Annotated in this window: 19 protein-coding genes; 13 read left to right on the top strand and 6 right to left on the bottom strand. The window is 70.8% G+C overall.

Annotated features, from left to right (window positions below):
* Nucleotides 1-120: 120 nt before the first annotated feature.
* Nucleotides 121-1,374, bottom strand: a complete 1,254-nt coding sequence (locus tag NMK44_RS32725) for an MFS transporter (RefSeq protein WP_254749923.1) — start codon at nt 1,372-1,374, stop codon at nt 121-123.
* 663 nt (nt 1,375-2,037) lie between these two features.
* On the opposite strand from NMK44_RS32725, the gene NMK44_RS32720 reads away from it, so the two are divergent.
* The 3 genes from NMK44_RS32720 (at nt 2,038) to NMK44_RS32710 (ending at nt 5,857) form a co-directional block, all read left to right on the top strand.
* A complete protein-coding gene (locus NMK44_RS32720; RefSeq protein WP_254749921.1) occupies nt 2,038-3,543 on the top strand; it encodes an AMP-binding protein in 1,506 nt (501 codons plus the stop codon).
* The gene (locus NMK44_RS32715) at nt 3,536-4,435 is read left to right on the top strand and encodes an alpha/beta fold hydrolase (RefSeq protein ID WP_254749919.1); all 900 of its coding nucleotides are present in this window, start codon (nt 3,536-3,538) and stop codon (nt 4,433-4,435) included. Before NMK44_RS32720 ends, NMK44_RS32715 begins: the two co-directional genes overlap by 8 nt.
* Nucleotides 4,436-4,603: 168 nt before the next feature.
* Entirely contained in the window at nt 4,604-5,857 is a 1,254-nt protein-coding gene (locus NMK44_RS32710) for a virginiamycin B lyase family protein (RefSeq protein ID WP_308358651.1), read from the top strand.
* 83 nt (nt 5,858-5,940) lie between these two features.
* On the opposite strand, the gene NMK44_RS32705 is transcribed toward NMK44_RS32710, so the two are convergent.
* Complete coding sequence (locus NMK44_RS32705; protein WP_254749917.1) at nt 5,941-6,738, bottom strand: DUF899 domain-containing protein; 798 nt, start codon at nt 6,736-6,738, stop codon at nt 5,941-5,943.
* Nucleotides 6,739-6,856: 118 nt separating this feature from the next.
* A complete protein-coding gene (locus NMK44_RS32700; protein WP_254749915.1) occupies nt 6,857-7,384 on the bottom strand; it encodes a PadR family transcriptional regulator in 528 nt (175 codons plus the stop codon).
* A 119-nt stretch (nt 7,385-7,503) separates the two neighbouring features.
* On the opposite strand from NMK44_RS32700, the gene NMK44_RS32695 reads away from it, so the two are divergent.
* The 7 genes from NMK44_RS32695 to NMK44_RS32665 all read left to right on the top strand — a co-directional run bounded on the left by NMK44_RS32695 (nt 7,504) and on the right by NMK44_RS32665 (nt 14,451).
* On the top strand, nt 7,504-8,070 hold the full coding sequence (locus NMK44_RS32695; RefSeq protein WP_254749913.1) for a hypothetical protein: 567 nt from the start codon (nt 7,504-7,506) through the stop codon (nt 8,068-8,070).
* Between the two features lie 584 nt (nt 8,071-8,654).
* A complete protein-coding gene (locus NMK44_RS32690; protein ID WP_254749911.1) occupies nt 8,655-9,686 on the top strand; it encodes an ABC transporter substrate-binding protein in 1,032 nt (343 codons plus the stop codon).
* A gap of 4 nt (nt 9,687-9,690) precedes the next feature.
* Nucleotides 9,691-10,512 (top strand): ABC transporter ATP-binding protein, encoded by an 822-nt coding sequence (locus tag NMK44_RS32685; protein WP_254749909.1) that lies wholly within the window; start codon nt 9,691-9,693, stop codon nt 10,510-10,512.
* Nucleotides 10,509-11,447 (top strand): ABC transporter permease, encoded by a 939-nt coding sequence (locus NMK44_RS32680; RefSeq protein ID WP_254749907.1) that lies wholly within the window; start codon nt 10,509-10,511, stop codon nt 11,445-11,447. Before NMK44_RS32685 ends, NMK44_RS32680 begins: the two co-directional genes overlap by 4 nt.
* 44 nt (nt 11,448-11,491) lie before the next feature.
* Nucleotides 11,492-12,817, top strand: a complete 1,326-nt coding sequence (locus tag NMK44_RS32675) for an LLM class flavin-dependent oxidoreductase (RefSeq protein WP_254749905.1) — start codon at nt 11,492-11,494, stop codon at nt 12,815-12,817.
* A gap of 36 nt (nt 12,818-12,853) precedes the next feature.
* Nucleotides 12,854-13,753 (top strand): TauD/TfdA dioxygenase family protein, encoded by a 900-nt coding sequence (locus tag NMK44_RS32670; protein ID WP_254749904.1) that lies wholly within the window; start codon nt 12,854-12,856, stop codon nt 13,751-13,753.
* 83 nt (nt 13,754-13,836) lie between these two features.
* Nucleotides 13,837-14,451, top strand: a complete 615-nt coding sequence (locus NMK44_RS32665) for a S1 RNA-binding domain-containing protein (protein WP_254749903.1) — start codon at nt 13,837-13,839, stop codon at nt 14,449-14,451.
* Here the strand turns inward: NMK44_RS32665 and NMK44_RS32660 are convergent.
* The 3 genes from NMK44_RS32660 to rpmF all read right to left on the bottom strand — a co-directional run bounded on the left by NMK44_RS32660 (nt 14,421) and on the right by rpmF (nt 16,315).
* Nucleotides 14,421-15,581, bottom strand: a complete 1,161-nt coding sequence (locus NMK44_RS32660; RefSeq protein ID WP_254749902.1) for a PhoX family protein — start codon at nt 15,579-15,581, stop codon at nt 14,421-14,423. The genes NMK44_RS32665 and NMK44_RS32660 overlap by 31 nt on opposite strands.
* 152 nt (nt 15,582-15,733) lie before the next feature.
* Nucleotides 15,734-16,018 (bottom strand): hypothetical protein, encoded by a 285-nt coding sequence (locus NMK44_RS32655; protein ID WP_254749901.1) that lies wholly within the window; start codon nt 16,016-16,018, stop codon nt 15,734-15,736.
* 126 nt (nt 16,019-16,144) lie between these two features.
* On the bottom strand, nt 16,145-16,315 hold the full coding sequence (gene rpmF, locus NMK44_RS32650) for a 50S ribosomal protein L32 (RefSeq protein WP_254749899.1): 171 nt from the start codon (nt 16,313-16,315) through the stop codon (nt 16,145-16,147).
* 244 nt (nt 16,316-16,559) lie between these two features.
* On the opposite strand from rpmF, the gene NMK44_RS32645 reads away from it, so the two are divergent.
* From NMK44_RS32645 to NMK44_RS32635, 3 genes are read left to right on the top strand one after another with little or no spacing between them, the layout of a single operon-like run.
* Entirely contained in the window at nt 16,560-17,420 is an 861-nt protein-coding gene (locus NMK44_RS32645) for an ABC transporter ATP-binding protein (RefSeq protein WP_254749897.1), read from the top strand.
* Nucleotides 17,417-18,397 (top strand): iron-siderophore ABC transporter substrate-binding protein, encoded by a 981-nt coding sequence (locus NMK44_RS32640; protein ID WP_254749895.1) that lies wholly within the window; start codon nt 17,417-17,419, stop codon nt 18,395-18,397. Before NMK44_RS32645 ends, NMK44_RS32640 begins: the two co-directional genes overlap by 4 nt.
* 4 nt (nt 18,398-18,401) lie before the next feature.
* Nucleotides 18,402-20,507 (top strand): iron ABC transporter permease, encoded by a 2,106-nt coding sequence (locus NMK44_RS32635; protein WP_254749894.1) that lies wholly within the window; start codon nt 18,402-18,404, stop codon nt 20,505-20,507.
* Nucleotides 20,508-20,512 lie beyond the last annotated feature (5 nt).

Below are 20,512 nucleotides of genomic sequence, written 5' to 3'. Positions count from 1 at the left end.
GGGGGGCGGGGGGGGGCGGGGGGGGGGGGGGCCGGGGGGGGGGGGGGGCCGGGGGGTGGGGGGGGGGGGGGGGGGGGGGCCCCCCCCCCCCCCGGCGAGGCCGACTCGGCGGGCGCCGGCTCAGCGCACGCTCTTGATCGGCAGGACGGCCGCCGCGCCGATGATCGCGAGCACGACACCGGCACCGAAGAGTGACCGGTAGCCGCCCAGTGCGCTGATCAGCCCCGCGGCGACGACGGGGGCCACCGCCTGGGCGCCGTTGTTCGCGATGCTGAGGAGACCCATGTCCTTGCCGTTGTCCTCGGCGTTGGGCAGGACCAGGGTCATCAGGGCCTGGTCCACCGCCGCGTAGCAGCCGAAGCCCAGACCGGCGATGGCGTAGAACACGTACATCGCGGTGACGGTGGGCCAGAACAGGGGCGCCAGACCGGCGGTCGCGATGGTGAGCGAGGAGATCAGCACGAACACCTTGCGGCGGCCCAGCCGGTCGGACAGCGCGCCGGAGGGGATCGTGCCGATGATGACGCCCACCACCAGTACCAGGTTCAGGGCGGGGCTGAGCTCCGCGGCCTCGTCCAGGGACATGCCCACATAGTCCTGGAGGATGTAGAGCTGGTAGGTGAGGATCGCGTTGAATCCGAGGACCATCGCCGTGCGGGCGACGAACGCCCAGGCGAAGTCGGGGTACCGGCGGGGGCTCACCCAGAAGCCGCGGAGGAAGCGCCCCAGGTGGAACGGGGACCGCGGTTCACCCGCGCTGGAGCGGTCACCGGACAGCAGCGCGAACGACACGGCCGCGGCCACCAGACCCACCGCGATCACCGTGTAGCCGGCCGGGATCCGGGAGACGAACGCCGCGGCCACCAGCGTGCCCCCGACCGCACCCGCGAACCCGGCCAGCCCCATCAGGGCGGAGACGAAGCCGCGCTTCTCCGGGGGTGTCCGGTCCGGCACCAGCGCGTTGACCGGTGCGATCAGCACATTGAGGAACATCTTCGTCAGCGCCCAGAACAACGCGATCCACACCAGCGCGCCCAGGGTGCCGAGCGCCAGCAGGGACACCGCGCTGCCCAGCCCACCGGCGATCACCCAGGGCGTACGCCGCCCCCAGCGGCTGCGGGTACGGTCCGACAGCGCACCGGCGATGGGGTTGGCGAAGACGGTGACGGCCGCACCGACCGCGGTCACCATGGCCAGCGCGCCGACCTTGCCGTCGGGGGTGATCTCGGCGATCTGTTTCGGTATCAGGATCCCCAGCGCGCCCCCCAGACAGACGTTGTACATGAGGGTGACACTGACGACGGACGTCATCACTCCGCCGTAACGGATCTTCGGTGGTTTCCCCGTGTCCGCCGGGGCGACCGTGACGTTCATGGAACGACTCCCTGTGGGTCTAGGAGTGGCCGCGCCGCCGGGCGGTGTGCGCAGCCCTCATCACAGCCGCGCGCCGGGTGGCCGGTGTGTGCCGCCCGTCCTGGCGGACGCACACCGGCCCGGTGGGAAGGGCACCAGGGAAGGCGATTCCACAGCGGTCGCGGAGGCGAGGAGTTGAGAGCGAGGAGTGAAGAGGTGTCGATCGGTGGGACACGACGCGTCCCGTGGCCCGGGAAGGGGTGGGTGCGCGTGGACGGATACGCCGTGGGCGTCCCTGCGGTGGGTGACGGCCTGATCGACAGGCTCCCGCTGCGCAAAGTGTTACCGGCCACGAGCGTATGTGTCCAGGTTGCGGAAATAGTGGCGGCGGTCACATTGCGTGGACCGGGTGTGGTGGTGTCAGGACCGGGCCGCCACCGGTCCGCGCGGCCGGTGTTTCCGGCCCGGCACCCGGCCGACCCAGTGGTTCTACGGATGCGGCCGTGTCCGGCCCCGGCCTTTGATGGCGTCGGACCGGCGGTGCCGCCCGGGTGACGGTGGCGCGGTCGGCCCGAGGAACAGATGCGCCACTCTTCATTCCGCCCGCGCCGCACCGGTGCGGGGCCCGCACCGGAGGAGACGTCCCGGCCGCCGTCCGGTCCAGAGCCGCGAGAAGGATGACCGATGTCCACGACGCAACCGATCGGCCGCATCATCAGGGAACTGGCCGAGCGGGATCCACAGCGCCCCGCCGTCACCTGTGGCGCGCGGACCCTGACCCGGGAGGAGCTCGACCGCGGCAGCAACCGGCTCGCCCGCGCCTACGCGGAACTCGGAGTGGAGCAGGGTGACTTCGTCACCATCGCGCTGCCGAACTCCATCGAGTTCTTCCTCGCCACCGTCGCCGTGTGGAAACTCGGTGCCGTGCCGCAACCGGTCTCCTGGCGGCTGCCGGCCCGTGAGCGGCGGGAGATCGTGGAGCTGGCGGGCTCTACGCTGGTGGTCGGGGATCTGGACCCCGCCGACCACCCCGGCGTCGCTCATGTCCCCGCCGGTTTCCTGCCGCCCCCGGGACTGGACGACGGCCCGCTGCCCGAACGGATCTCCCCCTCCTGGAAGGCTCCGACCTCGGGCGGCAGCACCGGACGCCCCAAGATCATCGTCGATGGCCACGACGGTGACATCGACCTCGCCCAGGCCCGCGCGATGCTGATGGAGCCCGACGACTGCCAGCTGGTCCCGGGCCCGCTCTACCACAACGCGCCTTTCACCTTCTCCAGCCTGGGCCTGTTCATGGGCCACCATCTGGTGGTGCTGCCCCGCTTCGACGCCATCGAGGCCATGGACGCCATCCGCACCCATGCCGTGTCGTGGATGGTGGTGGTGCCGACCATGATGCAGCGCATCTGGCGCGCGGAGCAGGAGCAGCCGGGACGCTTCGACGGCTCCTCCCTGAGGGTGATGCTGCACTCCGCGGCGGCCTGCCCGCCGTGGGTGAAGGAGGCGTGGATCGAGCTGATCGGCCCCGAGCGGCTGTGGGAGATGTACTCCGGTACGGAGGCCCAGGCGATCGCCGCACTCAACGGCACCGAGTGGCTCGCACACCGGGGCTCGGTGGGCCGGGTGATGAGCGGCGAGATGACCGTGCTCGACCCCGACGGCACACCGGCCCCGCCGGGTGTGATCGGCGAGATCTTCATGCGGCCGCCCGAGGGCGACCCCGGCTACCGGTACATCGGGGCGAAGGCCCGTACCCACGGGGACTGGGAGTCCCTGGGCGACCTGGGCTGGATGGACGAGGACGGCTACCTCTACCTCAGCGACCGCCGCACCGACCTCATCGTCTCCGGCGGCGCCAACATCTACCCGGCACAGGTCGAAGCGGCCCTCAGCGAGCACCCCGCGGTGCAGACCAGCGCGGTCGTCGGACTTCCGGACGACGACCTCGGCCAGCGGGTCCACGCCGTCGTCCAGGCGGCCCCGGGAACCACCGTCGAGGAGCTCCTAGACCACCTGGCCGACCGGCTGGACCGGCACAAGATCCCCCGCTCCATCGAATTCACCGACGAGCCATTGCGCGACGACGCGGGCAAGACCCGTCGCGGAGCCATCCGCGACGCCGCCATCGAGGCCCTGCGAGGGACGGAACGGGTCTCCCCAGGGGACAGGAAGGGACCGCCGCATGCCTGAGAAGACCGTCAAAGCCGGTGAACTCCAGCTGTGGACCGAGGACTTCGGGGATCCCGCCGACCCCACCGTCCTGCTGATCGTGGGGGCCGACGCCCAGGCCGTGGGGTGGCCCGACAGCCTGTGCCACGGCCTGGCGGCGAGCGGGCGGCACGTCATCCGCTACGACCACCGCAACACCGGCAAGTCCACCCTGATCGACTACGACAAGAACCCCTACGACTGCCATGACCTGGCCCGCGACGCCCTGGCGGTCCTGGACGGCTACGGCGTCGACGCCGCGCATATCGTCGGTGGGTCCATGGGCGGTTTCATCGCCCAGCTCCTCGCGCTCGACCACCCGGACCGGGTGCGCTCGCTGACGCTGGTGGCGACCAGTTCGCGCCTGGCGGGCATCGTGCCCGCCCTCAGCGGTGAGGCGTCGTTCTTCTCCCCGCCCCCGCACGCCGACTACCTGGCGCATATGGCCCAGGTGGGGGCGGAGCTGACGGCGAGCCCGCCCGCCACCCGGGAGGAGCTCATCGAGGCCCGCTTCAGCGCCTACGCACCGCTGGCCGGAAGCACCGAATTCGACCTGGAGGAGTGCCGGGCCGTCCTCACCCACGAGTACGACCGCGCGACGAACCCCTGGCACCCGGACGCCAGTCAGCACGCCATCCACGCCACCGCGGCCGTCGGTGACCTCGCGCCCCGGCTGCGTGCGCTGGACGTGCCCACCCTGGTCATCCACGGCACCGATGACCCGATCATCCCCGTGGAACACGGACGGGCCCTGGCCGCGACCGTGCCCGGAGCCACCGGGCTGTTCGTCGAGGGCTACGGCCACGTCTGCCCCAACGCCGCGGTCATCGAACAGCTTCGTGCCGCCATCGTGACCATCTCCGGAGGGGGCTGAACCGCCCGGCCCTGACACCGGGGCGGAGATAGGCGCGGGGAGCGCGGCGGCGCCCCCCGCGCCTGCTGCCGTTGGGGTGGAAGCCGGGAGACGCGGTGGCGTGGTGCGGACGGGTGCGGGCGAGGGGTTCCTAGGGTCGAGCGTCCGTCCAGAACAGATGGGTGTGTCATGAGCCGCTTCTCCACAAGACACCGACTGACCGCGCTGTCGGGCATCCTGACGCTGTGTACGGCGGGCGTCGCACCGGCGACCACGGCCTCGGCCGCGCCGCCCGACCCCGCACGGCGCGCCGTCCCCCTGTACGTCTCCGAGTACACCGACAACACGGTGCTGAGGGTCGCCACCGACGGCAGCGGCCAGACCACCGTTCCCACGACCGGTCTGACCCGCCCCACCGGTCTCGCGCTCGACACCGACGACAACCTCTTCATCTCCGACACCGGCAACAACCGCGTGGTGGAGGTCCCGGCCGGCGGCGGAGGCCAGACCACCGTTCCCACCGACGGTCTCAACCGCCCGCTCGGACTGGACCTCAACCCCGGCGGGGACCTCTTCATCGCGGACAGCTTCAACAACCGGGTGGTGCGGGTGCCCCCGGACGGTGGTCAGACCACCGTGCCCACCACCGGGCTGCTGCACCCCGACGGTCTGGCGCTCGCCGCCGACGGCGACCTGTTCATCGCCGACTTCGCCAACGACCGTGTGGTGGAGGTGTCCGCGGACGGCGGTGCCCAGCGGACCCTGCCCATCGTGGGCCTCTCCCAGCCCACCGGGCTCGCGTTCGACCGGGCCGGGAACCTGTATGTGTCCGACTCGGGCAACAACCGCGTGATCAGACTGCCCGCCCGCGGCGGCTCCCAGTGGACCGTCCCGGCGACCGGGCTGAGCAGTCCGCAGGGACTGGCCCTCGATGCGCGCGGCAACCTGTTCATCGCCGACTTCGGCAACGACCGGGTGGTGGAGGTCCCCGCGAACGGCGGCCCCCAGACCACCGTGCCCATCGATGGGCTGCACGCCCCCGTCGGACTGGCCATCCCGGTCGTGGATCACCACAAGCCCGCCCACCCCAAGCCCACCCGGCTCACCTCCACCCGGCTGACCGCTTCCCCGGCCACGGTGCGGCGGCAGCTGAACCCGCCCTCCCTCAGGGTCAGGGGACTGTCCGCCACCCTGACGACGGCGCAGGACGCCCCGCTGCGCGGCCAGTCCATCCGGTTCACCGATGCCTCCGGCAACCGGAGCCTGTGCACGGCGGTGACCGACACCCGGGGCACGGCACGGTGTGACGCCACCGTCCGCAATGTCACCCGCGCCCGCTACGACGAGCTGCGCCACCACGGCTACCGCGCCACCTTCACCGCCGTGTCGCCGTACAAGTCCAGCTCGGCCACCGCCCCCGTCCGCCCGGCACACCGCTTCTGACCAGCCCGGCCCCGACGTGGATGCGCGCCGCGCCCGCGCGCATCCACGTCACGGGTGTGCGCGGGCGAGAGGGGCGAATGGGGTCAGAGACCGTACTCGTCGGGGAGACGCATCGCGGGGCCGCCGACCTGGAGGCCGAGGGGGTGGGCGCGGCCCTTCGGCTCCTCCCACGCCTCCTGGCGGCCGAGCGCGGTGAGGTCGAGGTACGGGTAGCCGTTGTGGAACTCCTCGATGCCCCGGCCGAAGGTCGAGTAGGTGTGGAAGACCTCGTCCCCGACGCGCAGGAAGGCGCTGAGGCCGGGCCAGTCGCCGCGCATGCTCTCCGTCCACGGCGTTCCGGCTTCGGCGAGCTCGGCCTCGCCGCGGTGGAAGACCTGCACCGGGGCGACCCGTTCGTCGTTGGTGGCGTGGAAGTCGTAGTTGAAGTCACTGCCGTACGAGGAGTACCAGGGGAACGTCCACCCCATCCGTGCGCGGTACGCGGCCAGCTTCCCGTAGGGCGCGCGGGTCACCGCGACCAGGGTGGTGTTGCGGGCGTGGAGCTGCCTCGGGTTGCCGATGCCGTCGGCCGCTGACGAGCAGCTGGAGCAGCCGCTGTCGCGGGGGTGCTCGACGCCGTCGGCATCGATGTCGAAGGTCCACATGAAGTGGTGGACGACGAGCTGGGGCCGCCCCTCGAACAGGTCGAGCAGGCTCACCTCGCCGCCCGGCCCCTCGAAGGCGTACGGCTTGTCGACGCGGACCATGGGCAGGCGGCGCCGGGCCGCGTTGACCCGGTCATGAGCCCGGGTGAGCTCCTTCTCCTCGGTCAGCAGCTCCTTGCGGGCGGTGAGCCACTCCTCGCGCGACACCACCTCTGGCAGGTTCTCCCTGGTCGTCATCCCGGATCTCCCCGCTGCTCTCGGTTCCTCTTCGGGCGGTGCGGTCCTCCTCTCCAGCGTGCGCCCCACCCGGGCTCCGTGGCGTGTCGTGGCGCGGCACGGAGGGGCTGACGCGGCACTAAGGGGTGTCAGCGGAGCCGACCTGCTCCGCGGCCCAGCGGGCCCACTCCTCGTGCATGACGGACTGCCGCATCCCGTACTCCAGGACGATCCGGCCGTAGACCGACAGCGGGCCCTCGTCCCAGTCGACCGCCCCCTCGAGCTCCTGGAGGGCGCTGCGGCGCGCGGCGGCCCGGGACGCCTCGCTCTCGAGGTACGTGACGGCCTCCAGCCGGGTGAGCCGGCCGAGGAAGAACACGCGCAGCAGACTGTCGCTGCGGCGGGCCGGGGTGGGCGGGGTGCCGGTCAGCCATTGCCGCAGCTCGGCCTCGCCGGCCTCGGTGATGGCGTACTCCTTGCGGCCGCGCGGCCCCTCGGCCGTGACCGTCACCAGGCCCGCGTCGGAGAGCTTGCCGAGCTCGCCGTAGACCTGGCTCTGGGTGGCCGCCCACACGTTGGCCAAGGAGGTGTCGAACAGCTTCATCAGGTCATAGCCGCTGGCGGGGCGGTCGGCCAGCAGTCCCAGTACGGCATGGCGAAGACTCATGACCTCCACTTTACCTTCCAACATTGACACGTCAACGCTGGACCTTCTACTTTTGACATGTCGGATTGAGAACGTCGCCGTAAGGGGACGTGACACCTGAGCACCCCTGAGGAGCGGACATGACATACCTGCGCGGCTTCATCCCGTGGATCGCCTTCGCGGTGGTGTCCTCGCTGGGCTGGCAGTGGGGTGCGCTGGCGGGCCTGGTGATCGGGGCCGCGCTGCTGGTCCAGCAGCGCAGATCGGGCGTGGAGGCGGACGCCCTGGTGCTGGAGGGCAGCACGGTGATCTTCTTCGCGGCCCTGACCGCGCTCTCCTTCGCCCGCCCGCACAGCGCCCTGGAGCCCTATGACGGCGCGCTCGCCCTGGGCTGGCTGGCGCTGACCGCCTGGCTGACCGTCGCCGTGCGGCGCCCCTTCACCCTGGGCATAGCCCGCCGCCAGGCGCCGCGCGAAGTCTGGGGCACGCCGCTGTTCCGCCGGATCAATGTGGTGATCACCGCCGTCTGGGCCGCCGCCTTCACCCTCTCCGCCGCGGCCCTGATCGTGGTCCAGGCCGCGGACCTGGGCGGCACGGCCTCGACCGCCGTCCAGGTCGCCGGGTTCGTCCTGCCCGCCATGTTCACCGCCCACTACCCCGAGCGCGCCCGGGCCCGCGCCCTCCAGCAGACCGCGTCGCGATCCTGACGACGACAGATCGAAGATGTTCCGCCCGCCGGTGCTCGATGAGCACCGGCGGGCACGCGTGTTGACCGGCCATCAGATCTCATCCGTCGAGCAACTCGGCCATCGCGCCAGAGGAAGCGACTTTTGGGGATTCTTGTGATGCCGGAATCCGCGATGCGAGATGGCATCCAGAAGACATTGACGAGAACTGGACGCACTGCCATCCTTCTGGACGTGAGCCAATCCGAGAATTTCGCCGTGCGCCTGCACGTCGATCTGCGACGCCAGGCCAGCGCCATCTGTGCCGCCGGCCGCTGAGCCGTTCGCGCTCGCCTCTCTCACTCTTCTCTCTCACGCTCTTTCTCCCGCTCGGCATCTGACGGTTTCCGCTGCCCCATGAGCGTGTGAGTCCTGCTTTTCCGTTCCGCCTTCATGCCTTTTCCCGGTCATTCCCCCACGGGCTGCCGGGGAATGGCTCCGTGGCGATACAAGGACTCGCCCCCGCGGATTTCCGGATCGTGCCGTGCGGTGATTCGGCCTGCCCTTTCACATCCCCTTTCACAAGGACCCTCCTCATGCGCACAGCTACGTCCAGGCGACAATTCATGACCCTGCTCGGTGTCTCGGCCGCGGCGGTGAGCTGTGGCACGGCCGTGGGCGGCGGGTCCGGAAAGCAGACCAAGAAGCTCCGTTACCAGGGCTGGGCCGGCCAGGTCACCCTCCCCGAACTCGCCGAGGACCTGGGGTACCTGGACGATGTGAAACTGGACTGGGCCGGCAACACGATCAGCGGCCCCCAGGACATCCAGTCGGCGGCCACCGGGCAGATCGACTTCGGCGGGGCCTTCAACGGCGCCGTGGTCAAACTGGCCGCGAACGGTGCCCCCATCACCTCCGTCATCAGCTACTACGGCTCCGACAAGCGCGCCTACAACGGCTTCTACGTACTGGAGGACAGCCCGATCCGGTCGGCCCGCGACCTCATCGGGAAGAAGGTCGGGATGAACACCCTCGGGGCCCACTCCGAGGCCATGCTCGACATCTACCTCCAGCGCCACGGACTGTCCCAGGACGAGATCGACAAGGTGGAGCCCCTCGTGGTGCCGCCGGTCAACACCGAACAGTCCCTGCGGCAACACCAGATCCAGGTCGGTGTGCTCGGGGACATCCTGCGCGACAAGGCCGTGGCCAAGGGCGGGGTCCGGCCGCTGTTCACCGACTTCGAGCTCCTCGGGGCGTTCAGCGCCGGCACCTACGTGATGACCGACCGCTTCCTGCGGCAGAACCCCGACACCGCCAGGACTTTCGTGACCGGTGTGGCCCGTGCCATCGAGTGGGCGCGGAAGCGGCCGCGCGAGGAGGTCATCGCACGGATGACGGAGGTCGTGAAGAAGCGCGACCGCAAGGAGGACGCCACCCCGCTGAAGTATTGGAAGTCCTTCGGGGTCGCCGAGGCCGGCGGCCGGATCACCGACAAGCAACTCAAGCTGTGGATCGACTGGCTGGCGGAGCGCGGAGACATCAAGCGCGGCAAGGTCACGGCCTCCGGCCTCTACACCAACAAGTACAACGACTACCGCCCGACGGGCACCTCGTCCGGCTCCCCGGCCCCGTCCGCCACGAAGACCCGGAGCTGATCCCATGACCGCCAAAATCGCCTTCGAACAGGTCCGCAAGGTGTTCCCCGTACAGGGGCCGGGCGGCCGCCGGGCCACCGGGTTCACCGCCCTCGACGGGGTCGACCTGGAGATCTCCGCCGGTGAGTTCGTGGTCGTCGTCGGGCCCAGCGGATGCGGTAAGTCCACCCTGCTGGACCTGCTGGGCGGCCTCACCCGGCCCACGAGCGGACGGATCCTCCTGGACGGAGAACCGGTCACCGGCCCCGGACTCGACCGTGGCATCGTCTTCCAGCAGTACGCGCTGCTGCCCTGGCGCACCGCCCTGGGCAACGTCGAATTCGGACTGGAGGCCACCGGGGTTCCACGGCGCCGGCGCGCCGAACGGGCCCGGGAGTACCTGGACCTGGTGGGCCTGACCGGATTCGAGGACCGCCACCCGCACGAGCTGTCCGGTGGGATGCGCCAGCGCGTGGCGATCGCCCGCAGCCTCGCCTACGACCCCGATGTGCTGCTCATGGACGAGCCGTTCGCCGCGCTGGACGCCCAGACCCGGGAGCTGTTGCAGAACGAGCTGCTGCGGATCTGGGAGCGGACCGGCAAGACGGTGGTCTTCATCACCCATGGCATCGAGGAGGCGGTCTACCTCGGACAGCGGGTGGCCGTCCTCACCTCCCGGCCGGGGACGGTCAAGGAGGTCGTCCCGATCGCGCTCGACGCTCGCACCACGGCGGACGATGTGCGCTCCAGCCCGGAGTTCGCCCGCTACCGGCATGAGATCTGGAGCCTGCTGCACGACGAAGTGGCCCGCGCCCAGGAGCTGGAGAAGGAGAGTGTTCCCGTATGAGCCCCACCGGGACGACCACCGTCAAGGACCCCATCGCCCCCGTGGCGGACACCGCCCCGGACCGCGGCCCCGCCGGGCCACGCGCCCCGGAGAGCACACCGGTACCGGACACCGGGCCACCACGGACGGAACGGCTCTCCGCCGAGGCCCGCGCCGTCGCCCGACTGTTGCCCGGTCTGCTGGTGCGCGGTCTCACCAAGGCGGTGGCGATCGCCGCGCTGCTCGCCGTGTGGGAGGTCGCGCCCCGCGCCGGTCTGGTGGACCGCACCTTCCTGCCGCCCTTCCACGAGGTGGCCGTCGCCTGGTGGGAACTGCTGGCCGACGGCCAGCTCACGGACAACGCCCGGGCCAGTCTGACGCGTTCGTTCACCGGGTTCGGTCTCGCCGTCCTCATCGGCGTTCCGCTCGGACTGCTGATCGGCCGCTACCGGGTGGTCGCGGATCTGCTGGGCCCGCTGCTCGAAGTGTTCCGCAACACCGCGGCGCTGGCGCTGCTCCCGGTGTTCGTCCTGCTGCTGGGCATCGGGGAGACGTCCAAGATCTCTATCGTGCTCTACGCCTGCACCTGGCCGATCCTCCTCAACACCATCAGCGCGGTGCGCCAGGTGGATCCCACTCTGCTCAAACTGGCGAAGTCCATGGACCTCTCGGCGCCACGGCTGTTCCAGAAGGTGATCCTGCCCGCCTCCATACCCACGATCTTCACCGGCATCCGGCTGGCCGGAGCCTCCTCCATCCTGGTGCTGGTGGCGGCGGAGATGGTCGGCGCCAAGGAGGGGCTCGGCTACCTGATCAACGCCTCCCAGTACAACTTCGCCATCCCGCAGATGTACGCCGGGATCCTCACCATCTCCGTCATCGGCGTCGCTTTCAACCAGCTGCTCGTGACCGTGGAACGCAGGCTCAGCTCCTGGCGTGTCCCCGCGACCGGCTGATCGCCACCCCAGTCACCCCGTACGACGTCAGCAGAGAGGTCCCCATGGCCGGCAGACGACGCCAGTTCCATCTCAACGCCTTCCTGATGAACGCGGGTCACCATGACGCCGCCTGGCGGCACCCCCGCACCCAGCCCGAGCGCATCACCGATCTGAGCTACTTCCAGGAGCTCGCGCGGACCGCCGAGCGCGGCAAGCTGGACTCGCTGTTCCTCGCCGACGGCCTGACCCTGTGGGGCAACGCCCGGCACAACGCGGTGGGTGGATTCGAACCGCTCACCCTGCTGTCCGCCCTCGCCGTCACCACCGAGCACATCGGTCTGATCGCGACCGTCTCCACCACCTTCGACGAACCCTTCCATGTGGCCCGCCGGTTCGCCTCGCTGGACCACCTCAGCGGTGGCCGGGCCGGATGGAACATCGTGACCTCCGGCAATGTCGCCGAGGCCCGCAACTTCGGACGCGAGGAACACCTCGCACACCAGCTGCGCTACGAACGCGCCGCCGAGTTCCTGGACGTGGCCACCCGGCTGTGGGACAGCTGGGAGGACGACGCGGTGGTGCTGGACCGCGAGAGCGGTGTCTACGCCGACGGCGACAAGGTCCGGGCCATCGGCCATCGCGGAGCCCACTTCCGGGTGGACGGACCGCTCAATGTGCGGCGCTCACCGCAGGGCCATCCGCTGCTGGTCCAGGCCGGATCCTCGGAGGACGGCAAGGAGTTCGCCGCCCGCTGGGCGGAGGCGGTGTTCACCGCGCAGCAGACCCTGGCCGACGCACAGACCTTCGCCAAGGATCTGACCTCCCGGCTGGCGCGCCACGGCCGCAGCCGCGACCAGTTGAAGATCCTCCCGGGTATCTGCCCGGTCATCGGCTCCACCGAGGCCGAGGCCCGCGCGCTGGAGGACGAACTGACCGAATTGCAGGTCCCCGAGTACGGGTTGCAGCAGCTCTCCGGGATGCTGGGCACCGATCTGACCGGACTTCCGCTCGACGGCCCGCTGCCCGAGCTCCCGGAGGAGCGGGACATCAACGGCAACAAGAGCCGCTTCACCCTCGTGGCCGACCTCGCCCGCCGTGACGGCCTCACCCTGCGGGAGCTGATCGCCCGGCTCGGCGGTGGCCGTGGCCACCGTGTCTTCGCCGGTACCCCGGAGCAGATCGCCGACGAGCTGGAGGAGTGGTTCACCGAAGGCGCGGCCGATGGCTTCAACATCATGCCGCCACATCTGCCCGGTGGTCTGGAGGACTTCGTGGACCACGTCGTCCCCGTCCTCCAACGGCGCGGTCTGTTCCGTACCGAGTACACCGGTGACACCCTCCGCGACCACTACGGACTCGTCCGTCCCCCGTCCCCCCTCACCGCCTGAGCACACCGAACACCCCACCGAAGGGAAGCCGTCCCCATGACCAGCACCGGATTCGACGTCCGCAAGATCGGCGGCCGGATCGGCGCCGAAGTCCACGGCGTCACACTCTCCGATGAGCTCGACCCAGCCCTCTTCACCGATATCAATGCCGCACTCCTGGAGCACAAGGCGCTCATCTTCCGCGGCCAGCACCTGGACGACACCGCCCAACTGCGTTTCGCCTCCCTCTTCGGGGAGCTGACCACCGCGCATCCGACGGTGCCGTCGGTCGACGGGCAGCCCAGCATCCTTCCGGTCGACGCCGAGGAGGGCATCCGTGCCAACCGCTGGCACACCGATGTCACCTTCGTCCGCACCCCGCCGAAGGTGTCCACCCTGCGCGGCATCGTGGTCCCGCCCTACGGAGGCAACACGCTCATCGCCAACACGGCCGCCGCCTACCGCGATCTGCCCGAGCCGCTGCGGCACCTGGCCGACTCCCTGCGGGCCGTCCACACCAACGAGTACGACTACGCCGAGCCCCCCAGGAGCGAGAGGGCGGCCGAACACCGCCGGCGGTTCGTCTCCCGCACCTACCGGACCGCCCACCCCGTCGTCCGTGTCCACCCCGAGAGCGGTGAACGCGGGCTGTTCATCGGTGGTTTCGCACAGAGCTTCCTCGGTCTCGGCTCGTCGGAGTCCCGCGATCTGCTGCGGATCCTCCAGTCCTATGTCGTCCGTCCGGAGAACATCGTGCGCGTCGCCTGGTCCCCGGGCGACGTGGTGGTCTTCGACAACCGCATCACCCAGCACTACGCCCCCGACGACTACGGCGACCTGCCGCGGCTGCTGCACCGGGCGACCGTCGCGGGCGATGTTCCGGTCGGGGTGAACGGTGAGCGCAGCTACGTCCTCGAGGGCGACGAGGCCGGCCACTACACCCCGGCCGCCGCCTGACGGTCACCGCCCGCTGAGGGGTCGCCCGGTGTGCGGTGTACGCACACCGCACACCGGGCGACCACCCATGGCAGGCTGGGCCCATGAGCCGACCGGTGGAGACCTCGGAGCTGCGGACGTTCCTGGAATCACTGCGCAGGGGCGAGCCGCTGTCCGGTACCGTCGCGGCGATCGAGCGGTTCGGAGTGTTCGTGGCGCTGGACGACGGCCCGGACCATCCGGTCTTCCCCGGCGTCGGGTTCATCACCATCCCCGAACTGACCTGGCTGCGTGTCGCATCGGCCGCGGAGGTCGTCGAGGTCGGACAGCGTGTGACGGGTGAGTTCCTCCAGTTCGATACCTGGAACATGGAGGCCAGGCTGTCCCTGCGGGCGATGCGGCCCGACCCCTTCCAGACGTTCGCCGACCGCGTCGAGGTCGGACAGCGGCTGTCCGGACGCGTCACCAAGCTCGTCCCGTTCGGTGTTTTCGTCCGGGTCGCCGATGGCATCGAGGGACTCGTGCGCCGCGGTGAGCACACGGGACCCCAGGCCACCGTCCGGCCCGGCGACGAGGTCACGGTCACCGTCACCGATGTCGACCGGGAGCGCCGCAGGCTGGCTCTCTCCCGGCTCCGGTTGCGGTCCGGGGCGCCGTCGGACGTACCGCCCCGGACCGCGGATCACGGTCAGCTCCGGAACGGTCCGGTCACCTCGTAAGTGATGCCGCCCGAGGAACTGCCGGTGGTCCCCCGCTGCGAGGAGAAGTAGAGGCGGGAGCCGTCGGGCGAGAAGGCGGGACCGGTGATCTCCGAGCCCGACTGGCCGGTGACGCGGAGGAACGGGGCGACGATGTCGTCGGGGGTGATCAGACAGATCTCCATGTTCCCGCCGTCCTCGGCGATGAAGAGGTCGCCGGAGGAGGAGCCGGTGACGTTGTCCACCCCGGTGAGGGGTGCGTTGCCGCCGGTGACGAGGGAATCGTCGTAGGCCAGCTCGTAGGTGTTGTCGGTGAGGTCGAGCTGCCACAGGCGGTTGTCGCCCTTGGTGGTGAACCAGACGGTGTCGTTCGCGTAGTGGCAGCCCTCGCCGCCGTTGAACCGCTTGGCGCCGGAGACCTGGTCGCGGGTGACGGTGGGGGAGCCGTCGGGGTCGGGGACGGTGACCCAGGAGAACGATCCGGAGGTGGCGGTACCGGCCTGGAGGACCTGGAGCGTGCCGGTGGACAGGGTGCCCCAGTTCGTGGGCACGAAGCGGTAGAAGCAGCCGTCGGTCTCGTCCTCGGTCAGATAGATGGCGTGGCGCACCGGGTCGGCCGCGGCCGCCTCGTGCTTGAACCGGCCCATGGCGTCGCGCCGTATGGCCGCGTTCACGCCCCACGGGTCGGTTTCCCAGACGTAGCCGAGGCTGACCTCTTCGCAGGACAGCCAGGTGTTCCACGGTGTTCTGCCACCGGCGCAGTTCTGCCGGGTGCCGGACAGGACGCGGTGGGCGCCGGTGATGGCGCCCGAGGCGCCGAACCGCACGGCGCCGACACCGCCGCCGGGGTTGATCTCGGAGTTGGAGACGTAGATCCATCCGCTGCCGTCGGCGAAGCAGGCCCCGCCGTCGGGAGCGTTGTGCCAGGTGTACGAGGTGCCCGCGACCTTCTGCCCGGACCGGGCGATGACGCGGCTGCTGAAGCCGCTGGGCAGTTGGATGCCGTTGGCGTCGGCGGATCCCAGGGCGCCGTACGGTCCGGGACCCGGCTGGGCCGGGGCGGCGTAGGCCGCCCCGCGCATGAGGGTGCCGCCGAAGGCGGCGGCCGAGGTGCCGAGGGCCGCTCCGCGCAGGAAATTGCGACGTTTCACACTGACTCCACGGGTGACGGGATACCCGTCGTCCCGGGGCGGACGGCGGGTGCGCGCAGGAGAGTAGAGCAGCTGGATCCAGGAGAGCAGTTGACGGCACATCAACAGTGGATGAATCACAGCCGCACGCACCCGGCCGTACCGCGGGGCTCCTACATGGAGGCGACCACCTGGCCGGACATGACCTGGGGCGGGTTGGGCAGCAGGGACGCCAGGCGGTCCCGTACGAACTCCGCCGCCTTGTCGACCGACTCCGCCGCCCCCGCCTCGCTCTCGAAGACACTGGTGGAGACCATGACCCCGTCCCCGGCGTCGATCCAGTAGTAGGCCAGGAGTCCGGGGATGTCCCGGAGGAGGGGTACGAACCCCTCGTTCACCCGGCGTCCCGCTTCGGCCGGATCGGTCACCCCTGTGTAGCGTCGCACGGCTGCGTACACGGTTCGTCTCCTCATGTGTGGGGGCGGCTGCTGGGCACGCCGTACCCGTGGGAGGAGCGCTCGGCCCGTGTGTCGCCCGCCGATCACCGGAAGGTGCTGCCGGTTGGTGGTCCGATTGGTGGTGTGTCAGTCCACGGGGCGCAGCAGACCGCGCCGGTAGGCGGGGACGAGCTGCCGCGGCACTCGGTGCGCACGGCCCTCGATGGTGATGGTCACCAGTTCCGGTGCGCTCGCCCTCCACTGCGCGCGGCGGTGACGGGTGTTGCTGCGGGACATCTTCCGCTTGGGTACGGCCATGGGACACGGACCCCTTCCTGATCGGTGGTGTGCCCGATGAGGCTATATGAAAATGGATGCCGTTTCCATTTAGGGGTTAGGGTGGTGGTCGGGACGATGTTGGCCGGGAGGTTGAAGTGCCGTTGGTGATCGCGCGGGCCCGCCGGCTCGCCCATGCCCTCGTCGCCGCGATCGGGGGATCCGGTGCCCCGTGAGGTCGCACCCCCGCTGACGGTGGAGATAAGGCTAGGCTAACCTTCGCTCCGTGAGAGCGCTTGAGGAGACCTCCGCGGCCACCGGCCGCCGCGGTCATGAACTGTCGGCCACCGGTGTCACCGTGGCGTACGAGGGCGTCGACGTCGTGCACGACGCCGCGCTGACGCTGCGCCCCGGCGAGGTGACCGTGCTGGTGGGGCCGAACGGCAGCGGGAAGTCGACGCTCCTGCGGACCATCGCGCGGTTGCAGCGGCCCAGGGCCGCCACGCTCGTCCTCGACGGCGACACCGACGGTCTCGCCCTCACCCCCCGGGAGTTCTCCCGCCACGTCGCCCTGCTGACCCAGGGGCGACCCACGCCCAGCGGGCTGACCGTACGGGACGTCGTCGAGTTCGGCCGCTATCCGTACCGCGGCCGCTGGAGCAGGGCGGATCCGGACGGCCCGGCCGCCGTGGACCGCGCCCTGGCCATGACCGGTGTCGCCGACCTCGCCGAACGCGGTGCCGAACACCTCTCCGGGGGCCAGCTCCAGCGGGTCTGGCTCGCCGGCTGTCTCGCCCAGGAGACCGGTGTGCTGCTCCTCGACGAACCCACGACCTATCTCGACCTGCGCTACCAGGTCGAGCTCCTCGACCTCGTCCGCGACCTGGCGGACGACCACGGCATCGCCGTCGGAGCCGTTCTGCACGACCTCGACCAGGCCGCGGCCGTCGCCGACCGGATCGTGCTGCTGGACGCGGGACGGATCCTCGCCGACGGCACCCCCGTAGACGTCCTGACCGCGGAGCGCCTGACCGCCACCTACGGCATCCGCATCGACGTCGACACCGACCCCCTCACCGGCCGGCTGCGCACCCGCGCGATCGGCCGGCACCATGCGCGAAGCGAAAGGCTCAGCACCACCTCATGAGACGCCTCCTGATAGCCGCGGCGGCCGCCACCGCCGCGGCGCTCACCCTGACCGCGTGCGGGACCACCGAGCCCACCACCGACGACAAGGGCGCGAAGTCCGGCAAGCGCATCACCCTCACCGACGCCTCCGGCGCGAAGGTGAAGCTCGACGGCCCCGCCAAGAAGGTCGTCGGCACCGAGTGGAACGTCGTGGAGAGCCTGGTCTCGCTGGGCGTCGACCCCGTAGGTGTCGCCGACGTCAAGGGCTACCGCACCTGGGACACCGCGGTCCCGCTGAAGAACGAGCCCGAGGACATCGGCACCCGCGGTGAGCCCAGCATGGACACCATCGCCAAGCTCTCACCCGACCTCATCGTCGCCACCACCGACCTGCCCCCGGCCGCCGTGAAGCAACTGCGGAAGGTCGCCCCGGTGCTGGAGGTGCGCGCCGCCGACGCCTCCGACCCCATCGGGCGGATGACCGGCAACCTCGGCCTCATCGCACGCGCCACCGGCACCACGGAGCGGGCCGAGGAGCTCACGGAGCAGTTCGAGGCCAGGACCGCCAAGGGCAGGAAGACCCTCGCGGCCGCAGGACTCGACGGTGAGAAGCTCGCCTTCGCCGACGGCTACATCACCTCCAACCAGGTCTCGGTCCGGCCGTACACCAAGGGCTCGCTCATCGGGGCGGTCAACGAGAAGCTCGGCCTGAAGAACGCCTGGAAGGTCAAGGGCGACAAGGACTACGGCCTCGCCTCGACCGACGTCGAGGGGCTCACCGGGCTCGGCGATGTGCAGTTCGCCTACATCGGCAGCGACGGCGACAAGAACAGCACCCCGTTCAACGGCGCCCTCAAGAAGGACGCCGTGTGGAAGTCGCTGCCGTTCGTCAAGAAGGGCGATGTCCACCGACTGCCCGACGGCATCTGGATGTTCGGCGGCCCCGAGTCGATGGGCGCGTACGTCGACGCGATCGTGAAGGCGCTGACGAAGTAACACCATGGCCGTCACCGCGACACCACCCGCCACCCGTCCGTCGGCCGCCACCTCCCGGGCGGGCGCGGCCGCGGTGACGGCCGCGCTGGTCCTCCTCGTGACGGGCCTCGCGATCATCGACATCACCCAGGGCACCGCCGACGTCGGCGGCCCGGAGGTCTGGAAGGCGCTCACCGGCCGGGCCGACCCGGCGGACGCGTCCGTGGTCATCGCCTCGCGGCTGCCGAGGATGACCGCGGGGCTGCTCGTCGGGGCCGTGCTCGGCATGGCGGGTGCCGCCCTCCAGGCGGTCAGCCGCAATGTGCTCGCTTCCCCCGACACCCTCGCGGTCAACGCGGGCTCCTACCTGGCCCTCGGACTGGCCGCCGTCACCGGCGTCTCCCTCCCGCTGATGGCCTCCTCCGGGGTGGCCTTCCTCGGCGGCCTCGCGGCGGCGGCCGTCGTGCTCGGACTATCCGGTCCGGGCGCGGGCAGCGTACGGCTCGTCCTCGCGGGCAGCGCCCTGGCCCTCGGCCTCTCTGCCGTCACCCAGGGGCTGTTGCTGCTCTTCCCCGAGCAGACCAAGGGCCTCTTCCAGTGGAACCAGGGCAGCATCTCCCAGAACGGGTTCGACGCCGTGCTCCAGATGACGCCGATCGGCGTCATCGGACTCATCGGACTGCTGCTCGTCGGCCGCCGCATGGACGCCCTGGCGCTCGGCGACGACGCAGCCCGCGGCCTCGGTGTCCCGGTCCGCGGGACCCGCATCACCGTGGTCGTCCTGGCGACGCTGCTCTCCGCGGCCGCGGTCACCCTCGCCGGACCGATCGGCTTCGTCGGGCTGTGCGCCCCCGCGCTGGTCCGTCCCCTCGCCCGCAGGTTCCGCGCGTTCTCCCGGAGCCGCGCGAGCGTCCCCACCGCCGGTCTGGCCGGGGTGGCGCTGGTGCTCGGCTCGGACGTCCTGCTGCGCGCGGTCGTCCCCGCGGACGTGGCGGTCGCCGTGCCGACGGGCGTCGCCACCAGCCTCGTCGGCGGCCTGTTCCTGATCGTCATGGCCAGCCGGGTCCGGGACACCGCCGGCGCCCCCGCGGTCGACCGGCTGCGCATCAGGAGCCGGGCCGTCTTCCTGACCACCACGGCCGTGCTGGTGGCCGTGCTCATCGGTGTGACGATCGCCGCCGTCCTGCTCGGTGACAGCAAGCTGCTGCTGGGCGACGTGGCGAACTGGGCCCAGGGCAGGGCGGGCCGGACCGTCTCCTTCGTCCTGGACACCCGGATCCCCAGAGTGCTCGCGGCGCTCCTCGCGGGCGCGGCGCTCGCCCTGGCCGGGACGCTCGTCCAGGCCGTCACCCGCAACCCGCTCGCCGAACCCGCCGTCCTGGGCGTCTCCGGAGGCGCCGCGCTCGGTGCCGTGCTCCTGGTGACGACGGCTCCCGTGGCCGGGTCGTGGGGGATGGCCGGTGCGGCGTTCGCCGGTGCGGCGATCAGCTCCGTCGTGGTCTTCGGGCTCGCCGCCCGGGGCGGGTTCCAGCAGAACCGGCTGGTGCTCGTCGGGTTCGGGGTGGCCACCGGGACCGGCGCGCTGATCAACCTGCTCATCGTGCTCACCGACCCGTTCAACGCGACGAAGGCACTCACCTGGCTGTCGGGTTCCACCTACGGACGGTCCCTGCCCGATGTGGTGCCCCTCGCGGGTGTGCTCGCCGTGGGCGTGACCGTCGCCGTACTGCGGCGCACCGAACTCGACCTGGTGTCACTGGACGAGGACACCCCTCGGCTCCTGGGGGTCCGCCTCGCCCGGGGGCGCCTGGGGTTCCTCGCGCTGAGCGTCGTGCTGGCGGCCACCGCCGTGGCGGTCGCGGGCACGATCGGCTTCGTCGGGCTGGTGGCACCGCACGCCGCCCGTGCCCTGGTCGGCCGTCAGCACGTCCGGGTGGTCCCGGTCTCGGTGCTCCTCGGTGCCACGCTCGTGTGCACGGCGGATCTGCTGGGCCGTACGGTGATCGCCCCGGCGCAGCTCGGCGCCGGGCTGATGACTGCCGTGATCGGTACGCCGTACTTCCTCCATCTGCTCGTCCGCAGCCGCCGCTGGAGCGGTCGCGGTCGAAGTGGCGGAGCACCGTCGAGATGACACCG

Source organism: Streptomyces cucumeris (assembly GCF_024295805.1).
GTDB lineage: Bacteria > Actinomycetota > Actinomycetes > Streptomycetales > Streptomycetaceae > Streptomyces > Streptomyces cucumeris.
Note: the sequence above shows the minus strand (reverse complement) of the source record. Positions and strands in the feature narration are given on the sequence as shown.

What these genes read in the sequence shown, in the direction of transcription:
- NMK44_RS32640 (WP_254749895.1), top strand. Translation starts at nt 17,417, where the DNA reads ATGAGACGCCTCCTGATAGCCGCGGCGGCCGCCACCGCCGCGGCGCTC.
- NMK44_RS32705 (WP_254749917.1), bottom strand. Translation starts at nt 6,738, where the DNA reads ATGACGACCAGGGAGAACCTGCCAGAGGTGGTGTCGCGCGAGGAGTGG.
- NMK44_RS32670 (WP_254749904.1), top strand. Translation starts at nt 12,854, where the DNA reads ATGACCAGCACCGGATTCGACGTCCGCAAGATCGGCGGCCGGATCGGC.
- NMK44_RS32665 (WP_254749903.1), top strand. Translation starts at nt 13,837, where the DNA reads ATGAGCCGACCGGTGGAGACCTCGGAGCTGCGGACGTTCCTGGAATCA.
- NMK44_RS32710 (WP_308358651.1), top strand. Translation starts at nt 4,604, where the DNA reads ATGAGCCGCTTCTCCACAAGACACCGACTGACCGCGCTGTCGGGCATC.
- NMK44_RS32725 (WP_254749923.1), bottom strand. Translation starts at nt 1,374, where the DNA reads ATGAACGTCACGGTCGCCCCGGCGGACACGGGGAAACCACCGAAGATC.
- NMK44_RS32635 (WP_254749894.1), top strand. Translation starts at nt 18,402, where the DNA reads ATGGCCGTCACCGCGACACCACCCGCCACCCGTCCGTCGGCCGCCACC.
- NMK44_RS32685 (WP_254749909.1), top strand. Translation starts at nt 9,691, where the DNA reads ATGACCGCCAAAATCGCCTTCGAACAGGTCCGCAAGGTGTTCCCCGTA.
- rpmF (WP_254749899.1), bottom strand. Translation starts at nt 16,315, where the DNA reads ATGGCCGTACCCAAGCGGAAGATGTCCCGCAGCAACACCCGTCACCGC.
- NMK44_RS32700 (WP_254749915.1), bottom strand. Translation starts at nt 7,384, where the DNA reads ATGAGTCTTCGCCATGCCGTACTGGGACTGCTGGCCGACCGCCCCGCC.
- NMK44_RS32720 (WP_254749921.1), top strand. Translation starts at nt 2,038, where the DNA reads ATGTCCACGACGCAACCGATCGGCCGCATCATCAGGGAACTGGCCGAG.
- NMK44_RS32715 (WP_254749919.1), top strand. Translation starts at nt 3,536, where the DNA reads ATGCCTGAGAAGACCGTCAAAGCCGGTGAACTCCAGCTGTGGACCGAG.
- NMK44_RS32680 (WP_254749907.1), top strand. Translation starts at nt 10,509, where the DNA reads ATGAGCCCCACCGGGACGACCACCGTCAAGGACCCCATCGCCCCCGTG.
- NMK44_RS32690 (WP_254749911.1), top strand. Translation starts at nt 8,655, where the DNA reads ATGACCCTGCTCGGTGTCTCGGCCGCGGCGGTGAGCTGTGGCACGGCC.
- NMK44_RS32695 (WP_254749913.1), top strand. Translation starts at nt 7,504, where the DNA reads ATGACATACCTGCGCGGCTTCATCCCGTGGATCGCCTTCGCGGTGGTG.
- NMK44_RS32675 (WP_254749905.1), top strand. Translation starts at nt 11,492, where the DNA reads ATGGCCGGCAGACGACGCCAGTTCCATCTCAACGCCTTCCTGATGAAC.